Here is a 13617-nt window from a genome sequence, read left to right as displayed (position 1 = left end):
TGATTATACTTTAGACTTGTGCGAATAACTAAACAATTTTTTAAAAGATCAAGTAATTAATTTAAAAACTTGGTGCACGAGTTTAAGTTTCGAAAGTGCAGGAATTAATCTTATTAAACAAGTAAACTACAAACCACACGAAAACCAACGAGCGATAGCGGAATTTTTATATTTTTGTGGCTTAATTCAGAATACGTTAAAAATCACATAAATAATGGAAATTCCAAGCAAGTATAATCCTGTAGAAGTAGAAGATAAGTGGTACAAATATTGGCTGGAGCAAAACTATTTTCACTCCGAACCTGACGACCGTGAGCCTTATACCATTGTCATTCCGCCTCCCAATGTCACTGGCGTGTTGCACATGGGGCACATGCTGAATAATACGATACAGGACATTTTAGTTCGCCGCGCACGTTTGCTGGGGAAAAATGCTTGCTGGGTTCCCGGAACCGACCATGCTTCGATTGCTACAGAGGCCAAAGTGGTTGCCAAACTGAAGAGTGAAGGCATAGGTAAGAAGGATCTGACGCGTGATGAATTCCTGAAACATGCCTGGGATTGGACCGACAAACACGGTGGAATTATTCTAGAGCAACTTAAAAAACTTGGTGCTTCCTGCGATTGGGAGCGTACGAGTTTTACCATGGATGAGATTCGTTCCCAATCAGTTGTCAAGGTGTTTGTTGATTTGTACAACAAAGGATTGGTTTACCGTGGTGTACGCATGGTTAATTGGGATCCTGCGGCTAAAACTGCAGTGTCTGACGAAGAAGTGATTCATAAAGAAGAGCAATCGAAATTATATTACGTTCGCTACCAAATTGAAGGCGAAGATAACTATGTAACCATTGCAACCACGCGCCCGGAGACTATTTTGGGTGATACGGCTGTTTGTGTGAATCCGAATGACGAACGTTTCCAACACCTGAAAGGAAAGCGGGTTTTGGTGCCGCTGGTAGAACGCAGCGTTCCTGTTATTGTGGACGAATACGTTGATATGGAGTTTGGAACGGGGTGTTTGAAAATAACACCGGCGCACGATATTAATGACTACGAAATTGGCATGCGCCACAACCTGGAAACCATCGATACCTTTAACGATGATGGCACGCTAAGCGAAAAAGCTCAAATACTCGTTGGGGTTGATCGTTTTGAAGCCCGAAAGCAAATTGTTCCAATGTTGGAAAAATCGGGGAACATGGTTAAGGTTGAGGACTATAAAAACAAGGTGGGCTATTCGGAACGTACCGATGTGGTTATCGAGCCGAAGCTTTCGGCGCAATGGTTTTTATCCATGGAGAAATTAGCCAAGCCTGCATTGGATGCGGTGGAGTCTGATGAGGTAGAGTTTCACCCCAAGAAATTTAAAAATCTATACCGCCACTGGATGGGCAATTTGAAAGATTGGTGTATCAGTCGCCAGTTGTGGTGGGGACATCAAATACCGGTTTATTACCTGGAAGACGGCAGTTTTGTGGTGGCTGAAACCGCTGAAAAAGCACTGGCTGCTGCAAAAGAAAAAACAGGTAATCCAAATCTTACAATGGATAACTTGACTCAGGATGAAGATGTACTCGACACGTGGGCATCTTCGTGGTTGTGGCCGATCTCTGTATTCGATGGCGTAGCCAAACCTGACAATAACGAAATCAATTATTATTACCCGACCAGCGATTTGGTAACCGGGCACGATATTATTTTCTTTTGGGTGGCAAGGATGATTATGGCCGGATATTCAGAGCGAGATCAATACCCGTTTAAAAACGTCTACTTTACGGGTATGGTGCGCGACAAGCAAGGCCGAAAAATGTCGAAGTCATTGGGTAATTCTCCTGATCCGATTGAGTTGATTGAAAAATATGGGGCAGATGGTGTACGCGTTGGGATGTTGCTCTGTTCGCCAGCGGGTGGTGATCTGTTGTTTGACGAAAGTTTACCGGAGCAAGGCCGGAACTTTTCAGCTAAAATATGGAACTCCTTCCGTCTGGTTCGTGGGTGGGAAGTGTCAGACGAGCTGGAGCAACCGGAACACTCAAAGCTGGCTATCGAATGGTTTAATCAAAAACTGAGTGAACAAATAGCTATCATGAACGATCACTTTGATAAGTTCCGAATTTCTGACGCACTGATGACTATTTACACCACCATTCGCGATGAATTTTCATCGTGGTTGTTGGAGGTGGTAAAACCGGCGTATTTGCAGCCAATCGATCGCAAAACTTACGAAGAGGTGCTCGATGCGCTCGATAAAGTGTTGCGGGTATTGCATCCGTTTATGCCGTTTATCTCCGAAGAGATCTGGCAGTTATTACGCGAACGTCAGGCTGGCGAAAGCATCATGGTAAGCCAGTGGCCCGAGGTTGGTGAGGTTAATCAGAACTTATTAACCGGTTTTGAAGCGGTGAAAGAAGCCATTGCCGGAATCAGAAACGTGCGTAAAAACAACAACCTGCCGATGAAAGATAGCTTGGAGTTGAAAATCCAGAAAGGCGATAAAGGTTATGGTGGTCAGTTCGATTCGGTACTTGTTAAAATGGGTAACTTGTCTGGAATCGAATTAGTGACTGAAGAAGTAAAAGGGGCTGCTTCGTTCCGCGTTTTTTCTTCCAGCTTTTTCATCGATTTAGGTGATTTGATTGATGTGGAAGAAGAACTGAAAAAACTCGAAGAAGAATTAAAATACACCCAAGGGTTTTTAAGCTCGGTAATGAAAAAGCTGAGTAACGAACGTTTTGTAAGTGGTGCGCCGGAAGCAGTGGTTGCTAAGGAAAAGGCAAAACAAGCTGATGCTGAGGCCAAAATCAAAGTGCTGAAGGAACAAATTGTGAATTTGAAATAAATTGAAATCTTGCTTTATAAAACAGAAAATTATTTTTTGAGTAGTGGCTTAGGGGTTTTTTTATGCTGAACTGTATTAAATAACGAGACAAGATTTTTTTTTCATAAATTGCACTTTGCTTTTTTTGTAAAGGAGAGAAGCACGAAAGGCTGGTTTGCACGACCGGCCTTTTGCATAGATTGATGTTTTTTATTCTCAACTCACATAGCTATTTTTAGGGTCTAAATAAAAAGGATATGCCATCAATTCAAAATAACCCGAACCTGCTGGTTCAGTATCTGCAGAAACCAGCTTCCCATTTTACAAAAGAAGATTTGATCCGGTACATTGAAGAGCGCGAAATTGAAATGTTGAATTTTCGATATGTTGCCGAAGATGGAAAGTTGAAAACCATAAACTTCATGGTTACTACGCGCGAAGAGTTGGACATGGTTTTATCATCGGGTGAGCGGGTAGATGGGAGCAGTATTTTTTCGTTTCTGGAAGTAAACACTAGCGACCTTTATATAGTGCCACGTTATAAAACGGCTTTTTTGAATCCCTTTTCAAAGATTCCATCTGTTGATGTCTTATGTTCATTTTACAATGCCCAGGGCGAACCCTTGGAAAGCTCGCCGGAAAACATCCTGAAAAAAGCACAAAAGCAGTTTTTTAAAGAAACCAACATGAAGCTCAAAATGATGGGCGAGTTGGAGTTTTACATCTTTGGTGATTCCGAGATTGAAGTAGAAGGGGCGGCGGATGGTTACCACTGTGCCGAGCCTTTTACGATGTATGAGGAACTGCGGACGGAGGCGATTAAACTGATTGCTCAATGTGGTGGCATGGTTCGCTTTGGACATGCCGAAAATGGCCGGTTCACATATGATGGGAAACATTATGAACAACACGAGATTGAGTTTGCACCTGTGGATCCGGAAGATGCGTCAGACCAGTTGGTGGTGGCCAAGTGGATTTTGCGCATGTTGGGGTTAAAATACAAGGTGAATGTGACTTTTATACCAAAAATATCGTTGAGCCAACCCGGCAGCGGCATGCACGTGCATTTTTTGGCCGAGCAGGCCGATAAGAATATGTTGGTGGAAAATGGTGAAATTACACCCACCAGTCTGAAAATGATTGCCGGAGTGTTGGACTTGGCACCAGCATTATCAGCATTTGCCAACACCACACCAGTTTCGTATTTGCGTTCCATGCCGGGGCAAAAAGCGCCGTACCGTATTTGCTGGGGAAAGCAAAATCGCTCCACGTTAATTCGGGTTCCTTTGGGATGGAATTCAGCAACTGCATTTGGAGCTGACCTTAACCAGCAGGAGCAGACCAATGTCGATTATACATTCCGGCAAACGATTGAATATCGTGGTTCTGATGGATCAGCAAATCCCTATTTATTTTCGGCGGCTTTGATTATCGGCTTTATGAAAGGTTTATCGGATACCGAAGCCATCAAAAAGACGGATGATTATTTTTGCTCCGAGAACTTGTTTTTAAAGGAAGATCAACAACCGGAAGGCGATCATCAATTTAGTCGGTTGCCGAATTCTTGTCACGAAGCGGCTGAGGTTCTTGAAAACTATCGCCATTATTTTGAAGCCGATCAGATCTTCCCAAAATCTATTATTAATCATACCATTCTAAAATTGCGTTCGTTTAACGATAAAGAACTCAGCGAGAATTTTAAAACCTATGGAGAAAATCAGGATTTGAAAGAATTGATCAAAGAGTATCTGCATTACATGTAATCAAATAATAGAATAACTACCCTATAATTAAGAATTTCACAAATGACACTTATAAAATCAATTTCAGGAATCAGAGGTACAATTGGAGGAAAGCCCGGCGATGGCTTAAGTCCGCTTGATGTAGTAAAATATAGTTCTGCCTATGCCCGGTGGGCGAAAGACACGACCAAAAAGTCAAAGCCCACAATTGTTGTTGGTCGCGATGCGCGGATCTCAGGAGCAATGTTTGAATCGCTTGTTTGTGCCTCTCTCAGTGGCATGGGCTGCAATGTCGTTAATATTGGGCTGGCAACCACGCCAACAACCGAGTTGGCTGTTGTAAAAGAAAAGGCTGATGGCGGTATTATTTTAACAGCCAGTCATAATCCTGCACAGTGGAATGCTCTGAAGTTGCTCAATGGCAATGGTGAGTTTTTGTCGGCTGTTGAAGGAGCGAAGATTTTAGATTTTGCTGAGGCTGAAGATTTTGTGTTTGCCGATGTTTATGACCTTGGGTCGATCAGTGAGAAGGATTACCTGCAAGCCCACGTTGATCATGTTTTGAAGCTGGAATTGGTGGATGTTGATGCCATTTCAAAAGCTAATTTTACGGTCGCTTTTGATGCCGTTAACTCGGTTGGTGGAATAGCGATTCCTGCGCTGTTGAAGGCTCTGGGGGTGAAAAATATCGTCCCTATAAATGAGCAGCCATCCGGCTATTTTGCGCATGTGCCTGAACCCTTGCCCGAGAATCTGATTGACACCTGTAAACTGGTTCGGGAACAAAATGTTGACGTATGCTTTGTGGTTGACCCTGATGTTGATCGCTTGTCGATTATCAGCGAAGATGGAAGCATGTTTAATGAAGAGTACACTTTGGTGGCCGTTGCTGACTATGTTCTGTCAAAAAAACCGGGAAATACAGTTTCCAACTTGTCGTCAACACGTGCGTTACGCGATATTACTGAGAAGCACGGCGGCACTTATACTGCATCGGCAGTTGGAGAGGTGAATGTGGTTACAGAAATGAAGGCAACCAAGGCTGTTATTGGTGGCGAAGGAAATGGTGGTGTAATTTACCCGGCATCACATTACGGTCGCGATGCTTTGGTTGGAATTGCCTTGTTTTTGACTCATCTGGCTAAATCTGGTAAAACGTGTACTGAACTGCGTAAAACTTATCCGAATTATTTCATTTCTAAAAATAAAATTGAATTGACTCCGGAAATTGATGTTGATGTGATTTTGGTAAAAATGAAAGAAAAATACCGGAACGAACAGGTAAATGATATTGATGGGGTCAAGATTGATTTTGAACAAGAATGGGTTCACTTGCGTAAATCAAACACCGAACCAATTATTCGCATTTATGCTGAATCAATCAATCAGCAGTCTTCGGTTGCACTGGCTGAACGAATCATTAATGAGATAAAACGCCTTATATAGACATAAAGGTTTAACGGAACTAGATTTTTATAAAAGTACCATTTTATGGTGCTTTTATATTTTTTTAACAAAATTTATGTTCGTTTTGCTCGATTGGCATAAATATTGTTTTAAATTGGAACCCAGATCATAAAATGAAATTGAGCAGTTATTGATTGAGGAGCTTACCGAAAAAAATAATTTCAAAATGGTCTTTTGCAAATGAGCAACGTTTTCCAACATGTTAATTATACAAATTCAAATACTACTAACAGCAAAAAAACCATGAAAAACAGAAAAATCATTCTGATTGCTCTTGTTCCTGTTTTACTAATCATTCTATTTTTTATTTTTCAGAGTAGCGATAAGGTTGACAATGACATTATTGTTCCTGTAGAACGCGGCTCATTTGAAGTGAAAATTTACTCGTCAGGAGAGTTAGAATCTGAAAACTCTGAGAATATTACTATTCCGGAAAAAATGAAAGATCGTAGCCTACGGATTTATGAATTGACAATTACCGACCTTGTTGAAGAAGGAACTTATGTCGATTCAGGTGATTACGTCGGTACGCTCGACCACAAGGCGGTTGAGGAAAAGATTAAAGAAGCTCAAGACGAATTAGATAAAGCGCTAACCGAACTTCAGGATGCCAAGATTGATTCGAACCTAAATCTAAGTAATCAGCGAGATGCTATTATTAATGCCGAACTTGATTTAGAAGAAAAGCGCATTGTTATGGATGAGTCAATCTACGAGGCTCCATCTGTTCAGAAAAAGGCCAAAATGGATCACGACAAAGCATCGCGCAAGTACGAGCAAGAAAAAAATGCCTATAAGTTAAAGCGAGAACAAGAAGAAAATAAGGTAACCCGAAGATTCATTAATTACCGCCAAATTAACGATCGGTTGAAGGAGCTGGATGTTTTGTATAATTCGTTAGATATTTATTCACCCAAAAAAGGCTTACTTACTTATTTTAAGCAAGGATTTGGAGGAGTTACTAAAGTGGGGTCGCGTGTTACAATGTGGAATCCAATCATTGCTACAATTCCAGATATGACCAACTTGATTTCACGAACCTACATCAACGAGATTGACATTTCGGAAGTAAAAGTAGGATTGCCGGTAAAGGTTGGTGTTGATGCTTTCCCTGAAAAGGAACTTGCCGGAGAAGTAATATCGATGGCGAATATTGGTCAGAACATGCTAAATAGTGACGCCAAGGTATTTGAAGTAAAAATTAAAATTTTTGATGAAGATCCGGATTTGCGACCAGCCATGACGACCAGCAATGTTATTCAGGCTAAAACCATAGAAGACACTTTATTTATACCACAGGAATCGGTTCATTCAAATGACAGCCTTCAGTATGTATTTAAAGAAAGAAGAGGCGATCCGGTTAAGCAGATTGTTTCGCTGGGCGATGCCAATGCTAACTACATTTTGATACGCGATGGATTGAATGAAGATGACCGTGTTTATCTTTCGACTCCCGAAAACGCAGAGCAGTTGGACTATGACGGACTTGACGTTTATGCTAAAATATTGAAAGAAAAGGAAGCGCAAAAAGCTGCCGAAAATCAAGCAAAAGCCGAATTTGAAAAGAATTCGAAAGATCCTCAACGACCAACGGGTGCGACTCCGGAAATGATGAAGAGTATGAAAGTAAACTAAATCGATTAGAATTATGTGGATAGAACGTTACTTTCATGATATTATCATCGGAATTGAAGCAATTTTCGATAATCGTTTGAAGTCAATGCTAACTGCCCTGGGAATTATTTTTGGTGTGGCAGCGGTCATTAGTATGATGGCCATTGGTAAGGGAGCAGAACAAGAGATTTTGGAACAAATAAAGATGGTTGGTGTAAATAATATTGTTGTTACTCCAACTTCAGTTAGTGTTGAGGGCAGTGGATCAAAATCGGGCGATGAATCCGGGGCACGTCGGTCGAAGTTCAGTAAAGGGTTGAGTTTGCTTGATGCGCAGGCAATTTCGGAAGTGATTCCTTCTGTAGACAAAATAAGCCCGGTTATATCGTTTAATTACTCAGCTATTCTCAATGGGAAGAGCAACCCGGTTGTGTTGGAAGGAGTGGATGAAAGTTATTTCGAACTGTTTAGCATCGGTTTACAGGCGGGAGAAATATTTAGCCAAACACAAAGCGAAATGGGACAGCCGGTTTGTATTATCGGAGATAATATTAAAAGCGTCTTTTTTAAACAAGAGAACCCTGTTGGAAAGAGTATTAAGTGTGGGAAAATTTGGTTGAAAGTTATTGGGGTGGTCGAAAAAAGGGATTTTACAACTTCAGCTTCCGATGAAATGGGGATCAGTAGCTCTGATAATAAAATTTTCGTGCCCGTTCAAACCGTGTTATTACGATTTAAAAACCGATCGCTTATTCGTGCGGATGAAGTTGAAAGAGCCAATTCGAATCAAGGCGGCGGTGGCATGGTGATAGTAGGAATGGGATCGGGAAGCGATGGAGGTGCGAGTGATGATAATGATGGAAATTTGAACCAGTTAAGCAAAATTATCCTTCAGGTGAAAGAGACTGAACATTTAAGTGGAACTGCCAATATTGTTAAACGAATGCTGTATCGGCGCCACTCCGAAATGTATGATTTTGAGGTGACGATCCCTGAGTTATTACTGAAGCAACAACAACGCACAAAGAATGTTTTTAATGTCGTGCTTGGAGCAATTGCAGGTATTTCGCTGATTGTTGGTGGAATTGGAATTATGAATATTATGCTGGCTTCGGTAATGGAACGAATACGCGAGATTGGCACCCGGCAGGCTATTGGTGCTTCTCAAAAAGACATCATTGTTCAATTTCTATCCGAATCTACTTTAATCAGCGTTTTTGGAGGAATTATAGGAATCATTCTAGGTGTTATCCTCTCCCAAATGATCACGGCTATTTTCGATATCAAAACCGTTGTTTCGCTTTTTAGCATTGTTATTGCCTTTGGGGTGTCTGCCGCTGTTGGTATCATATTTGGTTATCTTCCTGCGAAACAGGCAGCTGAAAAAGACCCGGTAGAATCACTCCGTTATTAACCCGAAAACAAGAATCATGAAATCAAAATATTTACTTTCAATATTAGTTACTGTTCTAATTGGTCTGTCAACAAAAGGACAAGACAAGCAGTTGAAATTGTCGCTTGAAGATGTTATTGAACTGGCTTCTTCTCAATCGCTGGATGCTTTTCGTAATGAAAACATGTTTCGCGCCAGTTATTGGGAATTTCGATATTTCAAAGCCGACAGGTTGCCAAGTTTGAGCTTAGATGCAACTCCTCTTGATTTTAATCGGTATCGTAACCGGGAATATAATTTTCAGACCAACGAAGAGGAATATGTACAACGCGAATACCTGAATGCGGATTTTGGTTTGTCGTTGAATCAGAATGTGGCTTTAACCGGTGGACGATTGTTTTTGCGCTCAGAATTGGGTATGGTGAAAAACCTGAATGGTGATAAGAATAATTCGTACCAGTCAACGCCAATTAGTATTGGTTATCAGCAGGAATTGAACGGATACAATCGCTTGCGTTGGGAAGCAAAAATTGAGCCGTTGAAGTATGAGAAAGCTAAAAAAGTATTTATCGAGTCGAGGGAAGATCTTTCGATAAAAGCCACTCGGCGATTTTTTAACTTAGTATCAGCGGAAATTAATTTGTCGATTGCAGAAAATAATAAGGCGAGTGCCGATACACTTTATAAAATTGGTCAGGGGCGCTTTCAGGTGGGAACTGTTACCCAGGACGAGTTGCTGAATTTGCAATTGAGTCAACTAAGAGCAGAGCAGGCTCTGAATACGACAAAGTTGGGATTGTTGCGTGCACAGGCTGAGCTTAATTCATTTTTAGGACTGGATAAAAACACGAAGGTTTCTTGCATTGTACCTAGCGAAATACCAAAACTGGAAGTAAAGGCAGGCGAAGCAATTGCACAGGCCTTGGATAATAATCCTGAAATTTTGAATCAACAACAGCAGTTGCTTCAAGAAGATAGACAGGTAGCCGAAGCCAAATCAGAAATCGGCTTAAATACGAGTATTTATGCACTATATGGATTGGATCAGTCCGCGAAAGAGCTTGAGAATGTATATGATAATCCTGATCGAAGTCAGCGTTTTAGGCTGGGGGTAAATATTCCCATTGTTGATTGGGGACGACGGAAAGGACGGTATCAAATGGCTGAATATAGTCGGGAGGTTGTAAAAGCAACAGTGAGGCAGGCTCGAATTGATTTTGAACAGGATATTGTACAAACCGTCATGGAGTTCAATTTACAGGGAGATCAGGTCCGAAATGCAGCTTTGGCCGATACGGTAGCACAAAAAGGATTTGAGGTGACCTTCCAGCGGTTTTTGATCGGAAAAGTGGATGTCATTAATCTGAATCAGGCTCGCAATGATTTGGAGCAGGCCCGGAAGGACTATGTTCTAGCGCTCAATGCTTATTGGAATTATTATTATTCTATTCGGAGGCTAACGCTTTATGATTTTGCGAAAGATGAACCATTGACCGAAGAATATGACGAGATTCTTAAAAATTAAAAGGCATGAAAAAGAATAGAAAAATAATAGTCTGGGGAGTTCCTGCTGTCCTTTTACTCGCCATCATCGTCTTTTGGGTGTTCGATGGGGATCTGGTTACACAAGGGAAAACGTTTGTCGTGAAGCGAGGGAGCTTGGATGCCGTAATTGAAACTGTTGGCGAGGTGAAAGGTGAGAAAGCGACTGAAATCAATATTCCTCTGGTCATTCGAGATCGTGAGCTGCGGATTTGGCAGATAAAAATTGTGGATATGGTTGAGGAGGGGAAGATCGTTAAAAAGGGTGATTACATTGCTCAACTCGATCAAACTGAACTCTCGAATCGGATGCGGGATAGGATACAGGACAAAGAAAGAGCGGATGCCGATCTTAAAAATGTTCGGATTGACAGCACGGTTACCTTAACGCAAAAGCGTCAGGAGATAACAAATGCTTTGCTCGATCTGGAATATAACAAAATTGATCTGGAGCAGTCGAAATATGAGTCAGGAGCCTATCAACGTAAAACCCAGATGGCCTATCAGAAGGCTGAAATTGCGCTAGAGAAAAAGAGGAGAGATTACCTTTTAGAACAAAACCGATTGAAAATGCGGGTTCTTCGGTTGGAACGAAGAGTAAAGGAACTGGATGATTTTATTGCCCGTTATCAAGAAGCATTGCGTTCAACCAGAATTACAACGCCACAAGATGGAATTGTGATGCTGGGTACCAACTGGGATGGCTCCAAGTACTCAAAAGATGATGAAATCAGCACTTGGCGTCCTCTGATTGCCACATTGCCGGATATGTCGTCAGTTATTTCAGAAACCTATGTAAAGGAGATTGATATTTCTAAGATTCAGAAAGGGGATAGTGTTTCAATAACAATTGATGCGCTCTCTGAAAAATCATATTACGGGGAAGTCGTCTATATCGCTTCAATTGGTGAAGATCACCAAGGGGTTGATATGAAGGTGTTTAAAGTGATTGTCCGGTTTAAGAATAACGATGACGATTTAAAGCCGGGAATGACCTGTATGAATCATATTGTGTTTGATCATTATGAAAATCAGACAATAATTCCAAGCAAAGCTGTGTTCCCGGACAGTGTGCAGTCGGTTGTTTACCTGAAGCAGGGCGGTACGGTAACCCGACAACCCGTAGAAGTGGGAGCCGAAAATGATGGGATGGTTGCCATTCTTAATGGTTTGAACGAAGGGGATCGAATTTTGCTATCTGCTCCGGAAAAGATCTAATATAAAGAGTAAACTAATCAATGTGATGCCGGATTTTATTGTAGTATTCATACGTTTTTGAGCCTTCAGTTTGGCCGTTACTCTGTCCCAACTTATATATACAGAAATGCTTCATTGAATGGTTATTAAATTGTTAATGCGCAGCCGTTTTTCTAGGGATTTTAGAAATACCTTTTATCTTTGTCTGCCGTTTAATAAATTATCAAAAATTAAAAAACTACTATTATGAAAGTTACCGTTGTAGGTGCAGGTGCAGTAGGTGCCAGTTGTGCTGAATATATCGCAATTAAAGATTTCGCTGATGAGATTGTCTTGGTTGACATCAAAGAAGGTTTTGCCGAAGGTAAAGCAATGGACTTGATGCAGACCGCGTCATTAAATGGATTTGATTCTGCTATCACAGGAACAACAGGCGATTACTCAAAAACAGCAGGTAGCGATGTCGCTGTTATTACCAGTGGTATTCCTCGTAAACCAGGAATGACAAGAGAAGAATTGATTGGCATTAATGCAGGAATTGTTAAAACAGTTGCTGAGAATTTAATCAAACATTCTCCAGATGTTATTCTGATTGTTGTTAGTAACCCAATGGATACGATGGCATACTTGGCGCATAAAGCAACAGGGCTACCTAAAAACCGGATTATCGGAATGGGTGGAGCATTGGATAGCGCTCGTTTCAAATACCGATTGGCAGAAGCACTGGCTTGTCCTCAGTCTGATGTTGAAGGCATGGTAATTGGTGGTCACTCTGACACAGGAATGGTTCCATTAATCGAGAAAGCGGTACGTAACAGTGTTCCTGTTTCTGAATTCCTTTCTGAAGAGCAAATGAGCGAAGTTGTTGAGGCGACGAAAGTTGGTGGTGCTACATTGACTAAATTATTAGGAACGAGTGCATGGTATGCGCCAGGTGCTGCAGTTTCAGAGTTGGTTAAAGCAATTGCTCTTGATTCGAAGAAATTGTTCCCATGTTCAGCTTTATTGGAAGGTGAATTTGGATTAAACGATATTTCTTTAGGAGTACCTTGTATTTTAGGAAAAAACGGAATTGAAAAAATCGTTGAGATTTCACTTACCGATGCTGAAAAAGAAAAACTGGCTTCCAGTGCCGAAGGAGTTAGCAAAGTAAATGCTTTGCTCGAAGCTTAGAAAATCGAATTTAATTACACTATATTTAATGCCTCTGCACTTTGTAGAGGCATTTTTTTTAATTTATGGCAAAAATATCCATTGAGTTAGTTGAGTTAGAGTATCATAATTATCACTTGTTGGTGCAAGGGAAATTTGAAGATGGAGAAAAGGCCTACTGGATCATTGATACGGGGGCCTCGAAAACAGTGTTTGATAAAAATCTATCGCAATACTGTACTCAGGTTGAACCTGCCAATAATGAGGAATACCAGAGTGCCGGAATTAGTGAAGGCATGGTTGAAACATCGGTAGGCGAATTACGGTACATGGCTTTTGGTAAACTGAAAGTAAAAGATCAGAAAGTGGCTTTGATTAATTTGGATCATGTCAATGAAATCTATCAAAAATATCGCGATGTCCGCATTTGTGGATTGCTGGGAAGTGATCTTTTGAAAAAGTATCAGTGTGTGATCGACTATAAATATGAGACAATCTCATTTTCAAGACCCCGAAAATAACCACGATTGTTTTAAAACACCTTCTCTAATACCTTTAGATTGACTTGCATTATGCTGTTAGTGAGTATGATATGATGATGTAGCTTAGTTGCGTTCCAGTTGAAATTTGTACCAGATTATTCACAATCATTTCATAAAAATGAATATATTTGCGACCTGTTGAAGAAA

Annotated in this window: 9 protein-coding genes; all 9 read left to right on the top strand. The window is 40.9% G+C overall.

What is annotated here, in order from left to right; genetic code table 11:
• The first annotated feature begins 214 nt into the window (after window positions 1-214).
• The 9 genes from GR929_RS14680 (at window position 215) to GR929_RS14640 (ending at window position 13449) form a co-directional block, all read left to right on the top strand.
• Window positions 215-2842 (top strand): valine--tRNA ligase, encoded by a 2628-nt coding sequence (locus GR929_RS14680; RefSeq protein ID WP_159521071.1) that lies wholly within the window; start codon window positions 215-217, stop codon window positions 2840-2842.
• 236 nt (window positions 2843-3078) lie between these two features.
• Window positions 3079-4584 (top strand): glutamine synthetase family protein, encoded by a 1506-nt coding sequence (locus GR929_RS14675; protein WP_159521061.1) that lies wholly within the window; start codon window positions 3079-3081, stop codon window positions 4582-4584.
• Between the two features lie 42 nt (window positions 4585-4626).
• Complete coding sequence (gene glmM, locus GR929_RS14670) at window positions 4627-6009, top strand: phosphoglucosamine mutase (protein WP_159521059.1); 1383 nt, start codon at window positions 4627-4629, stop codon at window positions 6007-6009.
• 264 nt (window positions 6010-6273) lie between these two features.
• Complete coding sequence (locus GR929_RS14665; RefSeq protein ID WP_159521057.1) at window positions 6274-7665, top strand: efflux RND transporter periplasmic adaptor subunit; 1392 nt, start codon at window positions 6274-6276, stop codon at window positions 7663-7665.
• Between the two features lie 13 nt (window positions 7666-7678).
• Complete coding sequence (locus GR929_RS14660) at window positions 7679-9058, top strand: ABC transporter permease (RefSeq protein ID WP_159521055.1); 1380 nt, start codon at window positions 7679-7681, stop codon at window positions 9056-9058.
• Window positions 9059-9074: 16 nt separating this feature from the next.
• Window positions 9075-10562 carry a TolC family protein gene (locus tag GR929_RS14655; RefSeq protein ID WP_159521053.1) on the top strand — a complete coding sequence of 496 codons (1488 nt, stop codon included), beginning with the start codon at window positions 9075-9077 and terminating at the stop codon, window positions 10560-10562.
• Between the two features lie 5 nt (window positions 10563-10567).
• The gene (locus tag GR929_RS14650) at window positions 10568-11797 is read left to right on the top strand and encodes an efflux RND transporter periplasmic adaptor subunit (RefSeq protein WP_159521051.1); all 1230 of its coding nucleotides are present in this window, start codon (window positions 10568-10570) and stop codon (window positions 11795-11797) included.
• A 225-nt stretch (window positions 11798-12022) separates the two neighbouring features.
• The gene (locus tag GR929_RS14645) at window positions 12023-12949 is read left to right on the top strand and encodes a malate dehydrogenase (protein WP_159521049.1); all 927 of its coding nucleotides are present in this window, start codon (window positions 12023-12025) and stop codon (window positions 12947-12949) included.
• Window positions 12950-13014: 65 nt separating this feature from the next.
• The gene (locus GR929_RS14640) at window positions 13015-13449 is read left to right on the top strand and encodes an aspartyl protease family protein (protein WP_159521047.1); all 435 of its coding nucleotides are present in this window, start codon (window positions 13015-13017) and stop codon (window positions 13447-13449) included.
• Window positions 13450-13617: the final 168 nt, after the last annotated feature.

Source organism: Sunxiuqinia indica (genome assembly GCF_009847015.1).
GTDB lineage: Bacteria > Bacteroidota > Bacteroidia > Bacteroidales > Prolixibacteraceae > Sunxiuqinia > Sunxiuqinia indica.
Note: the sequence above shows the minus strand (reverse complement) of the source record. Positions and strands in the feature narration are given on the sequence as shown.